This window comes from Balneola sp., assembly GCA_003712055.1.
Classification (GTDB): domain Bacteria; phylum Bacteroidota; class Rhodothermia; order Balneolales; family Balneolaceae; genus RHLJ01.
Window position 1 is genome coordinate 184,933 of record RHLJ01000004.1, and the last position, 16,773, is coordinate 201,705.

At 40.5% G+C, this 16,773-nt stretch carries 18 protein-coding genes; 4 read left to right on the forward strand and 14 right to left on the reverse strand.

The genetic code is table 11. The features are described 5' to 3' along the window. Positions 1 to 19 precede the first annotated feature (19 nt). Positions 20 to 649 (forward strand): RNA polymerase sigma factor, encoded by a 630-nt coding sequence (locus tag ED557_10575; GenBank protein ID RNC83147.1) that lies wholly within the window; start codon positions 20 to 22, stop codon positions 647 to 649. Between the two features lie 4 nt (positions 650 to 653). Beyond that, complete coding sequence (locus ED557_10580; protein ID RNC83148.1) at positions 654 to 1,487, forward strand: hypothetical protein; 834 nt, start codon at positions 654 to 656, stop codon at positions 1,485 to 1,487. A gap of 180 nt (positions 1,488 to 1,667) precedes the next feature. On the opposite strand, the gene ED557_10585 is transcribed toward ED557_10580, so the two are convergent. The 13 genes from ED557_10585 to ED557_10645 all read right to left on the reverse strand — a co-directional run bounded on the left by ED557_10585 (position 1,668) and on the right by ED557_10645 (position 15,242). Next, positions 1,668 to 2,522 (reverse strand): oxidoreductase, encoded by an 855-nt coding sequence (locus ED557_10585; GenBank protein RNC83149.1) that lies wholly within the window; start codon positions 2,520 to 2,522, stop codon positions 1,668 to 1,670. Next, complete coding sequence (locus ED557_10590; protein ID RNC83150.1) at positions 2,519 to 2,953, reverse strand: hypothetical protein; 435 nt, start codon at positions 2,951 to 2,953, stop codon at positions 2,519 to 2,521. Before ED557_10590 ends, ED557_10585 begins: the two co-directional genes overlap by 4 nt. After that, a complete protein-coding gene (locus ED557_10595) occupies positions 2,953 to 4,014 on the reverse strand; it encodes a class A beta-lactamase-related serine hydrolase (GenBank protein ID RNC83151.1) in 1,062 nt (353 codons plus the stop codon). Before ED557_10595 ends, ED557_10590 begins: the two co-directional genes overlap by 1 nt. Positions 4,015 to 4,062: 48 nt before the next feature. After that, positions 4,063 to 4,740 (reverse strand): hypothetical protein, encoded by a 678-nt coding sequence (locus ED557_10600; GenBank protein ID RNC83152.1) that lies wholly within the window; start codon positions 4,738 to 4,740, stop codon positions 4,063 to 4,065. A gap of 88 nt (positions 4,741 to 4,828) precedes the next feature. Continuing rightward, positions 4,829 to 5,491 (reverse strand): NAD-dependent epimerase/dehydratase family protein, encoded by a 663-nt coding sequence (locus tag ED557_10605; protein RNC83153.1) that lies wholly within the window; start codon positions 5,489 to 5,491, stop codon positions 4,829 to 4,831. Between the two features lie 69 nt (positions 5,492 to 5,560). Beyond that, complete coding sequence (locus ED557_10610; protein RNC83154.1) at positions 5,561 to 6,769, reverse strand: class C beta-lactamase-related serine hydrolase; 1,209 nt, start codon at positions 6,767 to 6,769, stop codon at positions 5,561 to 5,563. Between the two features lie 59 nt (positions 6,770 to 6,828). Beyond that, complete coding sequence (locus tag ED557_10615; GenBank protein RNC83155.1) at positions 6,829 to 7,572, reverse strand: DNA-binding response regulator; 744 nt, start codon at positions 7,570 to 7,572, stop codon at positions 6,829 to 6,831. After that, a complete protein-coding gene (locus ED557_10620; GenBank protein RNC83156.1) occupies positions 7,553 to 8,692 on the reverse strand; it encodes a hypothetical protein in 1,140 nt (379 codons plus the stop codon). Before ED557_10620 ends, ED557_10615 begins: the two co-directional genes overlap by 20 nt. A gap of 23 nt (positions 8,693 to 8,715) precedes the next feature. Further along, on the reverse strand, positions 8,716 to 11,001 hold the full coding sequence (locus ED557_10625; protein ID RNC83157.1) for a TonB-dependent receptor: 2,286 nt from the start codon (positions 10,999 to 11,001) through the stop codon (positions 8,716 to 8,718). 219 nt (positions 11,002 to 11,220) lie between these two features. Beyond that, on the reverse strand, positions 11,221 to 11,592 hold the full coding sequence (locus tag ED557_10630; GenBank protein RNC83158.1) for a hypothetical protein: 372 nt from the start codon (positions 11,590 to 11,592) through the stop codon (positions 11,221 to 11,223). A 2-nt stretch (positions 11,593 to 11,594) separates the two neighbouring features. Then, positions 11,595 to 11,903, reverse strand: coding sequence for a hypothetical protein (locus ED557_10635; GenBank protein RNC83159.1), 309 nt, complete (start codon positions 11,901 to 11,903; stop codon positions 11,595 to 11,597). A 54-nt stretch (positions 11,904 to 11,957) separates the two neighbouring features. Further along, positions 11,958 to 14,237, reverse strand: a complete 2,280-nt coding sequence (locus ED557_10640) for a hypothetical protein (protein RNC83160.1) — start codon at positions 14,235 to 14,237, stop codon at positions 11,958 to 11,960. Between the two features lie 75 nt (positions 14,238 to 14,312). After that, a complete protein-coding gene (locus ED557_10645) occupies positions 14,313 to 15,242 on the reverse strand; it encodes a pyrroloquinoline quinone biosynthesis protein PqqB (protein RNC83161.1) in 930 nt (309 codons plus the stop codon). Positions 15,243 to 15,301: 59 nt separating this feature from the next. Here ED557_10645 and ED557_10650 point away from each other — a divergent pair, with 59 nt between their 5' ends. Further along, positions 15,302 to 15,610 (forward strand): hypothetical protein, encoded by a 309-nt coding sequence (locus ED557_10650; protein RNC83162.1) that lies wholly within the window; start codon positions 15,302 to 15,304, stop codon positions 15,608 to 15,610. An 87-nt stretch (positions 15,611 to 15,697) separates the two neighbouring features. Here the strand turns inward: ED557_10650 and ED557_10655 are convergent, their stop codons facing one another. Then, a complete protein-coding gene (locus tag ED557_10655) occupies positions 15,698 to 16,042 on the reverse strand; it encodes a nuclear transport factor 2 family protein (protein ID RNC83163.1) in 345 nt (114 codons plus the stop codon). A 195-nt stretch (positions 16,043 to 16,237) separates the two neighbouring features. Between ED557_10655 and ED557_10660 the strand changes: the two genes are divergently transcribed. Next, a complete protein-coding gene (locus ED557_10660) occupies positions 16,238 to 16,759 on the forward strand; it encodes a hypothetical protein (GenBank protein RNC83164.1) in 522 nt (173 codons plus the stop codon). Positions 16,760 to 16,773 lie beyond the last annotated feature (14 nt).

Genomic DNA, 16,773 nt, shown 5'->3' on the forward strand with positions numbered 1-16,773 from the left:
TTGGTGATTGCGCGCAACCATGAATTCTAATATGCATTCTGTGTCACATTCTGATTTTATTCAATTACTGAAACCGCACTACAATGATCTGGTGAATTATTGCCGGGCTTTGTGCTCAGGCTCATCAAAAGCTGAAGCTGAAGATGTACTTCAACAATCGTTGTTAAAGGCCTATGAAAACATTAGTTCATTAAGGGACTCAAAGCGCTTCAGAAGCTGGATTTTTCAGATAGTTACCCGAAGTTTTTACGATGCTGTTCGCCGACCGTTTTGGAACAGGTTTGTGTCGCTTTCATCCGAAGATGGAAAAGAAGCCTTTCAGGTGTTTGAAGACAATTTTTTCGAAGATCATCAACTCTTGATTGGTGTACTATCCAGACTCGAGAAAAAAGAACGGGCAGCCTTGCTGCTTTTCGAGATAGGCGGGTTTTCCATAAAGGAAATCACTCACCTGCAAAACGAAAAAAGCGAATCGACAGTAAAATCCCGGTTAAGTCGTACCCGGAAAAAGTTGAAGGAAATCATGGAGCAATTAGAAGGAGATGGAAGGGTGATACCCAAGTCTATCACCTCAAGCAAACAGAAACCATTCAAGGATCTTTACCATGAAACCTCAACCATCATCAAAGAAATCAACTCAATGGGGTGATGCTATGAACTTAAAAGACGAACTCAATCAATTTAAGCAGCATACTCACGAACACTCTTTAGAAGAGCTGGGGAACTGGTTAGATCAAAACCATAAAACTCCCAGAAAAATGAGACCTATTTATAAAATTGCTGCATCCTTCGTGGCACTAATGTTAGTACTTGTTGCTTGCACTATGCCTGTTCAGCAAGAAGAAGAACTCGGATATATGATCGTTGGAATAGTAGAAGCTGAAGGAGCTGAGATTACTAATATACTTTCCAAGTCAAGAACCATTGATATGAACCAGATTATCCTCAATGACGTGATCTACGAGGCTGAAGACGATTCAAAGGAAGCCAAAGAAAAAGCAGGTAAAAGTGACTCCCACAAAGAAATCATACTTGTTCTTCCTGAAGCTGATATAGATGAGGCGACCCAAAAAAGAAATGAACTTCAATCTATGTTCTCATTCGAATCCATCAATGTATTTTCTATGGAGGAAGAAGTAGAACGCCCTCTTTATGAAGCAGCACTTCATAGCCTGAATATTGTGCTGGATTCCAGTACTCCTGATTCGGTAATTGCTTTCAACATTGATAAGTATTTGCATGAAAACAGTTCATTTGAAGGAAGTGCTCGCGTAGCATATAATGAACTTGGCAAACCGATTATTGAAGTAGTTGAAGTAGCGTCAAACCTTGACGTTAGCAGGTTACAAATTCTTCGAGATAAAGCAGCTAAATACAATGAGCAACCAGCCCATTTAAAGTTCAGCATTTTGGATAGTATAGTTATGGAGATCAGAGAAGAAGACTTGCCAGAAGTTGAAAGAATTGAAGTTCAAAAGAGAAACTAAGTAACTAAATCTCCCATTTAGTCATCCTGAACTTGTTTCAGGATCTGTAGGGGTAAAATCATAAAAAAAGCGTCGCTTTATCAACGAATCAATCCCCACAGATCCCGGATCAAGTCCGGGATGACCATTTATAGGATACATGATTGACCTCGATAAATCCTATATCGAACTATCATCCCTTCAAAACCGGATCAGGTTTCCTAAGCTAAGCTCTTTTCCGTTACTGCTTTTCAACCCCAGGAATACACTCTCGAATTGAGACGGAAATCCTGGGATGCTTTTTAAAAGTTGGTCAAGTTTATTTTTGGGAAGCTGGGGAGAATAGGTATTTAGAACGAAGAACCGATGCTTATGGTCCAGGATCTTGAGACTGTTTTCTATTAATTGAGCAAGGTCGCGGTTTAACTTCCAATTTTTACCTTTCGAACCCATTCCAAAAATCGGCGGATCCATAATAATACCATGGTAGACGTCTCCTCTACGAATGGATTTTTCCACAAGACTCCTTGCATCCTCAACAATCCATCGAATGGTATCCAATCCATTTAATTCCGCATTTTTTCTGGCCCAATTAACCACACTTTTCGAGGAATCGACATGGGTGACTTTTGCACCGGAAAGAGCCGCCGCCATGCTTGCACCACCTGTATAAGCAAAAAGGTTAAGAACTTTTGGGGTAATCCCGGAACGGGTCATAGCCTCAATTCTCGTAGCAAGAAACTCCCAATTCACAGCTTGTTCAGGAAACACACCAAGATGTTTAAAAGTGCCCTGGCTCAGCCAAAATTTTAAAGAATGCTCCTTGAAAGGATATTCAATAGTAAAATCCTCTACTTGTTTATTCCAATTACCTTTTTGCCCTTTTTCTTCATTGAAATACAAACTGGTTGAACTCCATTTTTTAGTCTCTTGTGAAGAGCCTACCAAAGCCGATGGTTCAGGTCGGTCTACAAATAGCGAACCAAACCGCTCTAGCTTTCTGCAATCGCCAAAATCAAGGAGTTCGTAATCATTCCAATGTTTAGGAGTTTTCATAAATGAGCTGCTCTAAGTGCTTTTGCTAAACCTGTATTAAGCTCAATATCAAAATGGGGAATGGCCCTAACTTCTTTGCCTACAATGGCTCGTATTTGAGGAGCGACTTCTTTTAATCCATTATACAATGCAACGATTTTTTCATCATAGGTAAGTTGTATCATATTTCCTGTCCATTCATAAAGATCTTTCGAGTCTTCTATATACTCTATTTCTTCCAAAATAAGATGAAGAAAAACCACCGGATTATTTAGCTCAACAAAACTGTATTCATTATCAACTGGTATAATGAATTCCTGATCCCCGAAACGCATTTTAACTTCTTCATCATAATGGAAATTTACGTCCAGCCTTTTAGGGGAGATTGCTTCAAAAGTAAGGTCATTTTCAATAATGCACTTTTTCAGAGCATTGATTTCAGAATAAGTCATCACTCAAGAAATGCTTCTGCTACTTTAAAGTGAAGGTTATCAAATCCCACGCTTGAGCGGTTTATGGCATAAGCAATGATAAAACGATCCTGTTTATTGATCAGGAACATGGTTGAGCCACCAACGGATCCTCCGGAATGACCGACCCAGAAACGCCCGTTGTTTTCAATGAACCGCCACCCCATTCCATAATTAGTACTCCGTCCGTCACTTGTCTCCTGCGGAAACATTAGCTCTTCCTGGACGGATTCATTAATGAACTCATAATCCATCATACCTATCCCAAATCGAATAAGATCTTCAGTGGTTCCAACAAAACCACCGCCGGCCCATTTATAACTGTTGTCAACCGCATCGGCTTCCATATTTCCATAAGTACCCAACACATAAAACTTTGTCAGATTCGGAATGTCTCGGTTACTCCATTCGGGAACGGTATTATTCATTCCGTTTGGATCAAAAACCATTTCTTTCATAAAAGGAAGAAACTCCTCCCCTGAAGCACCTGCAATAACAGCACTAATTAAATTCCATCCATAACTTGAATATTGGTACCGGGTACCAGGCTCAAAAAGAAGAGGGTCATCTTTAAAAATCTCGAGACCTTTATCAACCGTTTCATAGAGTGTATTACTCATGAACTCATTTCCTCGGTAGTGCCGGATTCCTGCTAAATGCCCTGCTACTTGTTTCACCGTTATTGGGTATTCTTTTTCAGGGAAGTGTGGTACATAGGTTTGAATAAGTTCATCGGGATCCAGTTTACCACCCTGCATAAGTACCCCCATTCCTGCGGCAGTAAGAGATTTGGAAACACTTCCAATGCGGAACTTAGTTAATGATGGATCAACTGGGATTTGATTTTGAACATCAGCATAACCATAACCTTTCGACCAAACCATCTCATCTTCGTGGAATACAGAAATACTCATGCCTGGCAATGAAGTGCTTTCTACAAATGCTTGAACAATAGAATCCGCTTGTTGGATTGATTGGCTATAATCCTGGGCAATTACATCAACAGTAATAAATAGAGAAAGAAGGAATAAGGAAGACTTCATAAGGGAGTATTACTTTTTGATTGCCAAGAAAGTAAGTGATAAATCTACTTATTGAAATCTATAGTTTAAGCCAGCCTGAAGACCAAGACGAAAGGGTTTTATATCCCGAACGGAGAAGAAATCTTCTTCGATCATATAATCATGCAATGGGATCGTAGCATAGGGTTCAATGCTAAAGCTAAATGTTTCTGAAAACTGGTAACCCAGTCCAAGATTAGCGAAAGCACTTGCGTTAATAGTTCTCCAATCCAACCCGTCAATACTCTCAAATTCAGGTTCATCAGAAGTCTCACCAAAGTAGATGTCCATAAGCATAGAGGCACCAACATAACTAAAGAATTTCCGGTTTATGAATCGGAAATCAGCACCAATTGGAATGCTTAAGAAGTGGGCCTTGTAACGATGTGAGGACTGTATAGCTGGGGGTGTAAGGTTGATTTGAAAACGATCCGATTTATGTCCGAAATCATAGTATCGAAGTCCGGATTTCAGGCTAAGCCTATCGGTTATAAAATATCTCAGTCCCAAAGATGGATGAGTTCGGGGTGTGGCGTCCTGATTGTACTGAACTTCAAAAGTTTGTGCTAATATGAAATAGGAAAACTGATCTCTAGCTACGAAATAGGTATCAGCCGAGAGGTTCAGCTCCAATTTAGATAACTGACGGGAAAAGACATCTGTACTTGCAAAGAGCGTTAGTGCGAGACAGAGGAAAGAATTTTTCATAGCTAGGAAACGGAGATTAAGCCAAATAGTTTTCGGAAATTGCTCTAAAACTCTTGTACCCTAAAAAGAAAGGAAGGTAAAAAGGGAGCTATTTTAACAGCTCAAAAATTTCGTCAGCTTCATACATGTCTTTTGTATTTTGCTGGTTCAAAGCATTGATCATAGCCTCAGCTACTTGATGGGCATGAATAGGTCGGTATTTTCTGATTCCAGGTATTAACGAAACCAGATTAAAGGCAGCTAGCCCCATTTTTTCCTTAGTCCGTTTTTCCTTTCTATTACCATCAAGAAAAGAAGGGCGTAGGATGCATATTTTCTTAAAGGCTAATTGTTTTACAGCGTTATCGAGCTGGCCCTTCATATTGAGATAGAAGTTTTTTGACTGTCGGGTAGCTCCAACTGAAGAGATGAGGCAATAGGAAGAAACGCCATTAGCTGCTGCCGCTTCTGCTACATTAAATTGATGATCATAATCTACTCTGAATTGGGCTCTTTTAGTCCCTGCTTTCTTTAAAGTAGTACCAAGCGCAGAATAAAGTTCATCTCCCTGAATCAAGTGCTTCCAAACATTGATCTCTTCAAATCGACTGGTGTGTTCGGTTAGCTTTGGATGAGTAACGCCTATTGAGCGCCGATGAAAAACCAAAACTTTCTCATACCTGTCATCAGAAAGCAAAAGCTGAAGAAGGTGTGATCCGACTAAACCCGTGGCTCCAAATACTATGGCCGTTTTACCCGTTGTACTGCTCATCAAAATTAAAATACTCCGAATGAAGTACTTATCTAATTATAAATGGGATATATTAGGAATACCTAACGCCTATTTATGGGCATTAAGTACCCGCCGAACAATTCCGTCCATTGCTGAGCCCCTAATCCAGCGCGCGACAATTACAAGGTCATTCTCATAATCCACATACACCATATTGGTACCTGCACCAAGATGTCGGACAGAAGTTTCAGGTGCACTTGGTAGGCCTTCCTGGTTTCCATTTAGAAAGAAATTCATAAAGCCATAGCCAGGGTTTGCTTCTGTTGGAGTTCGAGCCATTTCCAACCACTCCTCAGAAATGATTTGTTCTCCATTCCATTCTCCATTTCTAAGTAGTAAGTAACCCAGGCGGGCCTGATCTCTCGCACTAATATATACTCCACCTCCCCAATGGCCTCCACCGCTTACACTTTGGATAGGTCGTCCATCTATTACCACCCAAGAAGTTTCATACCCATACCAGCGCCAGGTAGGCGATCCGCCAATCTTGTTCATCACGTTCTCTCTGAATATCTGAGGTAAGGGCTCTCTGAATACATTAAGAGTGGCCAGCGCAAGAAGGTTTACTCTTACATCATTGTATTCATAAACAGTTCCAGGTTCATTTCTTTCACGTGTCATCCAGGTTGAGCGGTCTCCAGTTGGTCGGTCTGCCCAGTCCGGTTTACCGAACAGTGTTCCTTCCCAGTCTGAAGTTTGACGAAGCAAGTGATTCCAGGTGATTTTTGAATTATGTTCTCCTGTAAACGGCTCAATAAACTTAGACTCTCCAAACTCTTCAGTTTTTGGTTCATTTGCATCAAACTCCATCAAGTGAATGGGGGCCATATAGGGGCCAACTTTATCATGTACATCTCTGATTAATCCTTTGTCATAAGCAAGGCCAACCGTTGTTGAGAGAACAGTTTTTGCAACGCTATGGGTCATATCTACCCGATAGGGCTCTCCCCATTCTGCTATGATGTACCCGTTTTTTATGATGATTCCGGTTTGATCACCTCTTTCTTTAAATGGTCCTATCCCATCTCCAAAAGGCTCACGGCCAAAGGTTTGATAGTGATTCACTTCCATGTTTCTTGGGTTGGACGTCTCCATTGCCTGTGCATATTCAACAGCGCTTTGGATGGAATCAGGATCTAGGCCAAGCTCTTCAGGCGTTTTCTTTTCCCAGTTCCCCCATGTTCCGGGGTAATAGGTTTGTGCCTGTAGAGTAATCGAAAGAAAACAGGTTGAAAGGATGAGAGCAATTTTTTTCATGGCGGGCTATTTTATTTTGAGCCATAATATTACTGGTAACTTTCGAAAACAAATCAGCTTTAGGCGCCAAGCTGTGTTTTTACTTCTTTAACCCGTCTTCTAGAAACGGGAACCGGGGCATTATTGGAAAGCTTGAGCTCATACGTTCCTGAGAACCAGGGAATCAACTCGGTCACATGTTTTACGTTGACCAAAAATGAACGGTGAGAACGGACAAATCGTCCATCTTGGAGCCTTTTCTCTAAATGATCTAGAGTTCCATCTACACGGTATTTGTTATCAGGAGTATGAGCGTACAGCAGTTTTTCCGTGGCTTCTATATACAGAATGTCATCCAGATTTAGCACATGTATGCCTCGACCCTTTTTTGCGGTAATTACGTGCAGAGGTTTTTCCTGTTGATCTTTCAGGGCTTTTTCTAGAGCACCTGCCTGTTCCTGTTTTAGGTCTGAGATATCTTTTAGTCGGTTCAAACATTGCTGAAGACGTTCCAAGCGGACTGGTTTTGTCAGGTAGTCGAGGGCATGAACATCAAAAGCCTTAATGGCATATTGATCATAGGCGGTAACAAATACAATATAAGGCCGGGGTTTTTCGAGTAAGGATACGACATCAAATCCATCAAGGCCTGGCATTTGGATATCCAGAAAAACCACTTCGGGCTTATGAGTATTAATGAGTTCAATGGCTTCGGAAGCAGTACCCGATTCACCCATTATCCTGATAAATTCACTTGAGTGTTCTAACAGAGAACGTAGACGGTCTCTGGCCAGGGGTTCGTCGTCAACTAAAAATGCGTTCATCTTTTAATGAAGAAGGTTCTTTGAAGCGAGTGCTTGGTTTGGTGTGTTGAATCGGAAAGCGCAAGATCAACGAATTATTAGATAACGCAGCATCAACATCATCACTAAAATGTAGCTTCAACCGGTGAAATACATTGGATAGTCCTGTGCCATTTTCAAGCAATCGTTGAAAATCGTGATGTGGGAAACCCGGACCAGTGTCGCTAACCGTCAATTGTATGTATTCTCCGACCGTCTTTATTTCAAGGCGAATGGTATGTGCACCCTCTTTCTTACTTACTCCATGCTTGATGGAGTTCTCTAGCAATGGTTGAAGGGTTAGTACTGGGACTTGGACAGAAAACAGACTTTCTGGTACATCAATATCTATTTCAATCCGATCTTTAAATCTCGCTTTTTCAATATTTAAATACAGATTTATAATCTCCAGCTCATCTTTAAGAGGTACAAGAGGATGTTCACTGGCTCTAAGGGTATATCTGAATACATCAGCAAGGTCTTCGGTAACTGATTCAGCTTCAGAAGGAGAAATGCGAATTAAAGCGGCGATAGAATTCAGCGAATTAAATAAAAAATGAGGGTTAATCTGAGCGCGAAGTGCACTTAATTCCGATTCTGTTCTTCGCCGTTCTGCCTCAACAGATCGTCGCATATAAGCGGAGGCATAAAACAGGCCATTGGTCAGTAATATTCCAATCAGGCAGAATAAGGCAATTACTGTTAGGCCTATACCTGATTTCTCATCAGGTACGTGAGCTCCTGAATAGGCAAGGTTGTGAATAGCTTCGGTAATAAAGAAACCTGATCCAAAACCAATGATTGAATTAATGGACTGAGCAATTCCATGAAAGAACAAGGCTCTGGGTTTTTGAAGTGGGAATTTCACGAGAAGCCAGCGCCAGGTCATGCCAAAAAGAGTAAGAAATAATGCGGAGTAAATGCTGGAATAGAGAAATCCGTCCCACCATTTTTCTACATCCGCCGCTGAGGTGTAGAGGCTTGTGAATACCCAGGTACTTGTTGCCCCTAAAGAGAGGGTAAAAAATACCCATAGCCCAAACAGCATCTTTAGAAAGTTGTCAGGAATTTCGACAGGAATATGCTTTTTGTTTTGAGCCATGGGAAAATGATCCGAAAAAAGGACTAGAATTCAAACTTCACACCACTAACCGGTAACAAGTTAAACTGTGTAGACCGATCTATTTGCTGAGTTCTAACGTTCCAAAAGTCTGTTTCTACATTGGACTGGTTATAAGCATTCCAAACTTCGAGGAATACTACAAGGTTGGTTTTCTTCATGAAGAAGCGTCTGTCCACGCGGGTATAAAGAGAATGATAGGCTGGATAACGCTCCTCATTAAACCTGGCAACATCTAATACTTCTGAGTTTCCATTAGCAGATTCAGTGGCATCTATAGGAGTATATGCACGCCCTCCCAGTAAACTCCAACGTACACTTACTTCCCAAAGATCATTGGGACGGTATCCTCCGATTACACTAAACAGGTACTGGTTATCATATTCCCGATCCTGCCAGGTTCCGGTATAATCCTCATATCTGGTTCGGAAAAAGGAGGCAGAAACCATTCCATAGAAATCTACGGCTAGTTTTTTCTGGATCAATACTTCTACACCACGGGAATATGCTCGTCCATCATCTTCTAACGTATTATAGAATTGAGAAAACGCATCCAGAACATAGCTTCTATCTCCAATGGAGTTTACTTCAGGGAGAACAGGAGCATTTCTGTATTCTTTGTTATAAACATCGATAGTTAGCTTTGTGTCATTGCTTAATAAGTAGTCGATTCCTGCAATAATATGATCAGCTCTTGTACTTTTTAAATCGGCCAGATTCGCATTTTGAGAAATCAAGTATCTGGGTACAGCCTGGTAATAGATTCCGGCGGCAACGTTTAATCCTAAGCGATCACTAAGCTGGTAACGAGAATTGAATCTTGGGGCTAGGTTTACATCTTCATTATAAGAGTTATAAGTAGCTCTCGCACCAAAAGTAGTAGAAAGCTGGTCGGTTACTTGAAGAGAGTAGGATGCAAAAGCAGAACTTAATGTCCCATTTACCTCGTCGTTTCTGGAAAAGTCAGGTTGGTTTTCACCAGATTGATTTCTTTCTGCTGCAATAAAGTAATCGAAATCGTTTTGCTCCGCCTGAACCTCTACTCCAAACTCCACGGATTGACTGGGAGTAAGTCGGAAATAGCTTATTGATCTAAGTGCAACCATAGCTTCACGGGCATCTAAATCGGTGGAGGTTTCAGAAGTAAGTACATCCGTGAGTAGCTGATTTTGATCTCTAAATGAATAGGAGAGGGAGGTATTAGTATAACCCGAGTTCCAAAGGTGTCTCCAGTTTACGCCGGTGGTATTTTGTGTATTCTCGTTACTGATGGCATCCGGAAAACCCTCATCAAAGGCTTCTTCAAGGTCATTTTCAAATAAGCTAGTGCCATAAATATTCAAGAAGGTAAGCTTATTCTTTTTATCGAGGTTATGAGTGAGCTTAAACTGACCATCAGCAAAAGAAGGTGCTCCCCCAGCATCAATAGCATCTGCTATTAGGTCAAGATAGCTTCTTCTCGCGGAGACCAGATAACTGGTTTTTTCAGAAAGTGGGCCATCCAGGTTAACGACAAATCCAGCCATATTAACCCCTAGCTCTCCTCGAAAACGTTCTGAGTTTCCATCACGGTAGCTGATATCCGATACGGAAGAAAGATGGTTTCCATATTTTGAAGAAAACCCACCTGCAGAGAACTCGATATCAGAAACTAATTCTGTATTTACAATTCCTAATGGACCAGCAGACTGGCCACCTTGCGTACGGAAGTGTCGGATATTAGGCAATGGGATGTTATCGATATAGTTTCCGTTTTCTGAAGGGCTTCCGCCTCGAACTAATAAATCCTGGCTGGTTTCGCCCAGAGAAACCACACTTGGAAGTGCATTCAATACTCTCCCCAAATCCTGGGCGGCTCCTGGCGATCTACGTAGTTCTTCGGGAGAAAAGGAAACGCGCCCTATTCCATCTGACCTGGTCTCAGAGAAGTAACCAGATGAAACAGTGATTTCTTCCCCTTGAATAGTAGATGGAACAAGTTTTATCTCCAGGTATTGGTCTCTGTTGGAGCCCACAATTACATCCGGAATGGTTTTGGTTTCGAAACCTAAATATCGAACAACCAGATTATATATACCTGCATCTACATCAGGGATGGAGAATTTACCATCAAGATCGGAGGCGGCTCCGGTTTGTGTTTTTTCAATAAGTACATTTACCCCGATAAGAGGTTCAAGGGTTTGGGCATCCACTATTAATCCGGAGATGGAGCCCTTGCGCTCTTCTGATTGTGCAAACACAACCTGAGAGCCAACTACAAAAAGAATCAATAATACTAAATAAGGTTTCATTTGATGAATGGTTTGGTTTATTAATCGAACCAAACTTATAAGGATGAAACCAGGATGTGATGGGGTTGAAGATCAAGGGTGGATTAAATGGACGAGTGGTTTGATAGGAGAGATGAGTGGTTTTATCTATTTAGTCATTCTGAGGCTACAGCCGAAGAATCTTGTCGGCTAATGATCCGCTAAGATCCTTCGTAAGTATGCTCAGGATGACATTGAGTACTAATGTAAATCCTGTACAAAAATAATGGCATTATGTGCCGGGGAGTAAAAACCAAACTCATTGGTACCCCATGGGGTGTTATCCCGGCGCTTGATTTCCAGTCCCTTTTCTTCAAACTCTGTCTGAAGGGCGTCCAGATCCGCTACCCAAATCTTTATTTGTTGAGCAGCATTTTTGGAGGGCATGTCTTCCTCAAACTGAAATTGAATATGGATAGCTTGTTGATCTCTAGCTAATACTGCATAGTCAAGTTTGTTCGAATACCTCAAGGAATCATACACATTCACGAAGCCCAGTTGCTCGAAGAATTTGATTTCGGCTTTAACATCATTCGCTGGAAGTACTGGGGTTATGTTTTGAAAATTTAGCATGGTTATAAATAGATCTCGTATAGTAATGCAGACCAGTAAAAGCCACAAAAAGCATATAAAAACCAACTAACTATTGAATAAAGCAAAAGAGCACTGATAAATACTGAAATACTTTTTGTAATCCGCTTAATAAAAACAAAAGCGATGGCTAAATAGAGTACAGGAAACAAGTAATTAGCAATTGTATGATCAAAGTTTAGTTCATTTATACTAGTAACCAACAAAAAGGAACTTATAATTGGCAATATGAAAAGTATAATCGATAGATAAACTATTCTTTTTGTTGAGATCTCTTCCTTTGAATCATTCATTCTTCCGGCTCATTTTAACCTCTAGAAATAGAAGTATCTCTTATATGATGATACCTAATCATTACTAATAGGGTCTAATGCTAAATTACTTATACCGGAATATGTATTTACATCATCTTTAGTAAGCCGTTCCTTTCCTGTTCCAATCACAAATTTGATGGCCTCAAGGTGATTATCGAGATTGATATTTTGAAGGTAGGCCTTAGTGACCTTGCCGATATCATCTGGCTTTAATTCGATTTGATCTACCAAAATCGGCCACCTGTTTTGAAGTACAATCCAACGAAATAGTTTTTTGGGTTCCACATGACCTTGTTCGAGGAGTACAATATTACGGTAAATAGTGTATTGGTTTGCCAGGCGTTTAACCGCTCTTGGATTACTGCCTATTAGCTTGTGGTACTCTTTCAATAAATGCTCAATATCCTTTGTGGTCTCATTTACTTTTTCAAGAACGATAGATTGAGCTGCTTCCAGGCTGATCTGATATTTCTCTAACATCCCGCTGATATCTGCATTTCCGGAAAGAATTTCTTCCTGAGTAGTTTGGCTGAATTCGGATTTAAAAGCCTCGATATTTTCTTTGGAGTCTTTTTTGTCTCCGGGATCATTTGGTCCCAGTATATAATCCCAATAATCGCTTATCTGATCGGGGGAAGGGTTAGGAAGTCGAACAGATAGCTGGAAGTTCTTCTCAATAAATGAGTACCCAAGCTTAGTACCCTTTTTTACGGTATCAGAATATTTAGCGTATTCATGTTCAAAGCTTTTGGCAATCCAGTGTTTATCAGCTGCGACCAGATAAAATACCTTTTGCTTATTGAACATAGTTTGGATGCCTTCCAGAAGTTTAACGATATACCCCGAATCACATCGATCCAAATCATCTATAAAGAAAGCGATTCTAAACGGTTGTTCCTTTGAACCAGATCGTTTTTGTATAGAGTTGACAAGATTATCGAAATGGCTTCTAACAGCCTCTGCTGGATTCTCTGTTTTTGCAACAAACAGGCGGGCATTTTCCGCATTATGCATGAATAAAAACTTGCTCCATGATTGGATGACAGTGACAAGTGTACCGCCTCCAAGTAATGCAAGAATCGTAATTTTTGTTTCCCCTAAAAGCGGGGCTAAAAAGGCAAATGTATTGGCAATTCTCTCTTCAAAAGGTACCAGAACCATGAGGAATATTATCAAGACCAGCACGAATATGATTAGACGAAGAGATGCTTTGTTAAACCTATTTATGAACTCACTTAACTGGAATGTCCACCTCGAAAAAAGCGATCTTTTTTCTCCAATCTGCTTTTTTGATTGAGCATAAAGTGCGTCCAGAAAAGTCCACCACGGGGGATCGACGTGTTGATTTTCCCAGGCATTATAATGAATGACAATCCACTTATCGTCTCCATGGAGTTGTAACCCATCTTCGAGAAAACTCATAAAGGAGGATTTCCCTTCTCCCCATCTTCCTTGAAGGTGCGCCATAAAGGAATAGCATTTCTCATTTCCAAAAATATCATTGTTGATAATGCGGGCGAGGTCTTCCGCAATGGGTCTTCTGCTTAGCTTGTCGTCCAGTGCAGGGTTGTCCAGATGGAAGTCTATTTTGTCGTGCTGGGAGGTATCTCGGGCAGGCGGATTTGGTGTAGGTTCCGGGTCAGCGGTTGCTCCAAGCTCTTCCCAGCCTCCACTTAAATCTTTAACCAATCGCTGCGTTGCTGATTCTGGATAAGACATACTAACAGCAATAGGATTTGATTCAAAAAACCCGATGTCCCCCAAAAAGAGAAGTGGAGGTATTTTTACTTGCTCAGATGTTTCTGATAGCCAATAATAAAGAGAGGTATCAAAAATAGAATCGAGGCCAATGTTAAAATTCTTTCTGAAAATGGACACTAATTCTGTAATGAATCGTGCGGATGTATTATAACTTTCTTCTACGGGATGAATATTGCGAATCGCAACTACTTGCGATTTAGGAAGGCGGTAAAATTTATATCCTGAAAAACTATAATCTACTTTAGCCCGATCAAAATAATCAGGCTCTAAACCTAAGCTTGAGATCAATCTCTGATAGTAAGGCATATAAAGGGTTGGGCCTTTATTGCTTCTTAAAATGACAATCAGTGTCTCATTGGTAGGTAAAAGTTCTGGATAAAATGTTAGAGTTAACCCTCCCTTTCTATATATCCCTGGAATTCCATAAGGAAGAGGTTCTTCCTCTATTACGGACTCCGTGGTTTGTTCAGGAGCTTCAGAAAACTCTTGTGCTTGTTCTTCAAAGAATTCTTCTTTGCTGGCTCCTTTCCTTACTGGTTCACGAGTGCTCATTTCTTATCCCCTTTATTCTAAATATCCCAACTAAAAGTATTAATAAGTAATTATTACTACATCACTGTGCGGAATCTATAATTCAATTCGCATTCCTTCAAATGCTACTTTATATCCCAGATTTTCTACTTGCCTACGCTCCATTCCATTCAGGATTAACGGGTTGGTGTGGTTGAAGTGAATGAAGATGATTTTGGCTTTTTCTGAATCATCCAAATCTTTAAAAAGCTCCAGGCTTTCTTCAACAAAGGGATGCGGAATTTCACTCATATCTCTTCCAGGGAGTTCGTTGGAATCAAAAAAGGTAGCATCCAGAAAAGCATAATCAACGTTAGAAATTTCTTCTACAATGCTCCGATCCCAGATATCCCATTTATTGATGTCGGGAATAAACAGCACCTTTTTGTTCTCTGACTCAATTCGATATCCAACCGTTTCAGAAAACTCATCCCGATGAGGAACTAAAAAAGGAGTAACAGAAAGAGATTCGGAAATTTGAATGGTGGAATCGGCTGCCTGACCAATAGGGCTTATGTTTTCAAGGGCGATCAACTGACTCCATGGCCCGTTTTCATGAAGATATAGGCTCATTCGAGGCATAAGATAAACGGGCATGAGGTTTGCTCCCATTACTTCTCTTCCCAGATGCATTAAGCCCGCATAATGCCCAATATGAGCATGAGTAACAAATATTCCGGAAAGTTCTTTTTGACCGGAAGCTTTTTGAAGTTCATGTAGCTGAAATTTGAAATCAGGGGTTGCCTCAAACATCCATTGTTGGTTGGTTTCGGAATCGACTAATCCTAAACTAGTAGCATATCGTTGCTCTGTCTTTCCCTCCCAAAACTGCATACAATTTATATTTTCACAACCAGCCTGTGGAAAGCCAGCATCTTGTGCGATGCCAAGTACAGTGATGAATTGAGGGGAGGGAGATTCGCTCTCGTTTGGAGGTTGAGAACAACTTAGTAGAAAAGCTGTAATAAAAAAAAGGCTTAGTTTCATTCTATAATGAAGTGAAAAAGAAAATCTAAATAAAGAAATTTATTATTGATCTTAAATCAATGTCTGAAAGTAAAAAAGGCTCAGTTCTAACCCCATTTCTTATAGTAGCAATAGTGGGAATTCCAAGTTGTGCTATAGGGGCATTCTATTACTTGTTTATAGAATCAGGAGGAGGCAGGGCTATGGCCGGACTATTATATCTAGTTGGTTTAGCAGCAATCCTTGTAGGTATTTTTCTCGAACGAATATTACTGGCCTTGATAAAAAAAGACGACTTATTAGATAAAGGATTATTGAAGATTATTTGGGTAATCGAATCATTGATTCTAATACTTATAATCTTCTTTTTCAGAAATGGAATAGGGTAAAAAGTCATTCTGAGGATACTTCCGAAGAATCCTATCGACTTATCAATCGTTAAGATTCCTCGCTACCGCTCAGAATGACAATAAAAATTACCCACCCATTTTGGAGGAATCGTAATAAAAGCGGATATGAGTAATTAGCCCGTCTTCCCAGGTTTGTACTTCTACTTCCTCGATTTTCATTCTTCCCCCGCCTTTGAAGCTAACATCAGCCCAGGATTCCATTATTACTGTTCCATTTTCCGGGTCTTCAGCCAAAGCAGTTACTCCTCCGCCGTGAAATTCTTCTATACTCTCTAACCACTGAACCTGAAATTCTCGGTTTGCTGCTTTTCCTTCTACAACTTCTCCGTTTCCCTCTACCTTCACAGAGTTTTCGTGGTAATAGGTATCAAAAGCTTCCAGCAACTTACCTTCATCCATTAACTGGTTCATATGTTTCGCACGATCTAAATTTGTCATAATAAGTGTGTTTAAGATTTATAAATGATGACCAACTATTTATATGACAGGTAGCCAACCTGTTAAGGGACATAAAAGGAATAAAAAATCTAAAACTCTGTTAAGATCGCGTTAAAAATATTCCTAGCTTTGGTGCTATAATTCAAAGAGAAAAACTGGGTAGGCAAAATGAAAAATGGACTATTTATTCTGCTTCTGGCATTAATTGCACTAGGAGCATGCTCCTCAAATAATGATGATGACAATTCACCAACCATAAGCTTCAGGGTGGATGGCAATGAAGTAAGCATCCTGACAAGGATGGAGCTTCAAGATGCCTTAGACAGTTTCGCCATTACCTATTACGATACTGTGTATGAAAAGGAAAAAAATCTGCGTGCATTCTTGTTGAGCGATGTTTTGGAACTGGGTTTTTCTGCACAATTACAAGACCATCCGAATGCGACCTTTACCTTTATGGCGCTCGACGGTTTTGAGGATTCAGCAACGGCTGACCAGGCCAATGAGGTTGGTGGGTATATAGCCTTTGAAGATTTTGACGTAGACGGGATCGAAAACTGGGAGCCAGTTGCTACAGAAAACAATAACGATCCGGCGCCATTCTATGTGGTCTGGACTGGAAGCCACCAGGTACCCGATAATTCTTACCCATGGCCGTATCAGCTTTTTGCTGTTAATAGAACGGAGTGATGGGTAGTTAATTT

Bases quoted from the DNA above. Each gene is read 5' to 3' on its own strand.
- ED557_10600 (RNC83152.1), bottom strand. From the start codon at position 4,740: ATGAAAAATTCTTTCCTCTGTCTCGCACTAACGCTCTTTGCAAGTACA.
- ED557_10615 (RNC83155.1), bottom strand. From the start codon at position 7,572: ATGAACGCATTTTTAGTTGACGACGAACCCCTGGCCAGAGACCGTCTA.
- ED557_10590 (RNC83150.1), bottom strand. From the start codon at position 2,953: ATGACTTATTCTGAAATCAATGCTCTGAAAAAGTGCATTATTGAAAAT.
- ED557_10575 (RNC83147.1), top strand. From the start codon at position 20: ATGAATTCTAATATGCATTCTGTGTCACATTCTGATTTTATTCAATTA.
- ED557_10645 (RNC83161.1), bottom strand. From the start codon at position 15,242: ATGAAACTAAGCCTTTTTTTTATTACAGCTTTTCTACTAAGTTGTTCT.
- ED557_10640 (RNC83160.1), bottom strand. From the start codon at position 14,237: ATGAGCACTCGTGAACCAGTAAGGAAAGGAGCCAGCAAAGAAGAATTC.
- ED557_10650 (RNC83162.1), top strand. From the start codon at position 15,302: ATGTCTGAAAGTAAAAAAGGCTCAGTTCTAACCCCATTTCTTATAGTA.
- ED557_10585 (RNC83149.1), bottom strand. From the start codon at position 2,522: ATGAAAACTCCTAAACATTGGAATGATTACGAACTCCTTGATTTTGGC.
- ED557_10620 (RNC83156.1), bottom strand. From the start codon at position 8,692: ATGGCTCAAAACAAAAAGCATATTCCTGTCGAAATTCCTGACAACTTT.
- ED557_10605 (RNC83153.1), bottom strand. From the start codon at position 5,491: ATGAGCAGTACAACGGGTAAAACGGCCATAGTATTTGGAGCCACGGGT.
- ED557_10610 (RNC83154.1), bottom strand. From the start codon at position 6,769: ATGAAAAAAATTGCTCTCATCCTTTCAACCTGTTTTCTTTCGATTACT.
- ED557_10580 (RNC83148.1), top strand. From the start codon at position 654: ATGAACTTAAAAGACGAACTCAATCAATTTAAGCAGCATACTCACGAA.
- ED557_10660 (RNC83164.1), top strand. From the start codon at position 16,238: ATGAAAAATGGACTATTTATTCTGCTTCTGGCATTAATTGCACTAGGA.
- ED557_10655 (RNC83163.1), bottom strand. From the start codon at position 16,042: ATGAACCAGTTAATGGATGAAGGTAAGTTGCTGGAAGCTTTTGATACC.
- ED557_10635 (RNC83159.1), bottom strand. From the start codon at position 11,903: ATGAATGATTCAAAGGAAGAGATCTCAACAAAAAGAATAGTTTATCTA.
- ED557_10625 (RNC83157.1), bottom strand. From the start codon at position 11,001: ATGAAACCTTATTTAGTATTATTGATTCTTTTTGTAGTTGGCTCTCAG.
- ED557_10630 (RNC83158.1), bottom strand. From the start codon at position 11,592: ATGCTAAATTTTCAAAACATAACCCCAGTACTTCCAGCGAATGATGTT.
- ED557_10595 (RNC83151.1), bottom strand. From the start codon at position 4,014: ATGAAGTCTTCCTTATTCCTTCTTTCTCTATTTATTACTGTTGATGTA.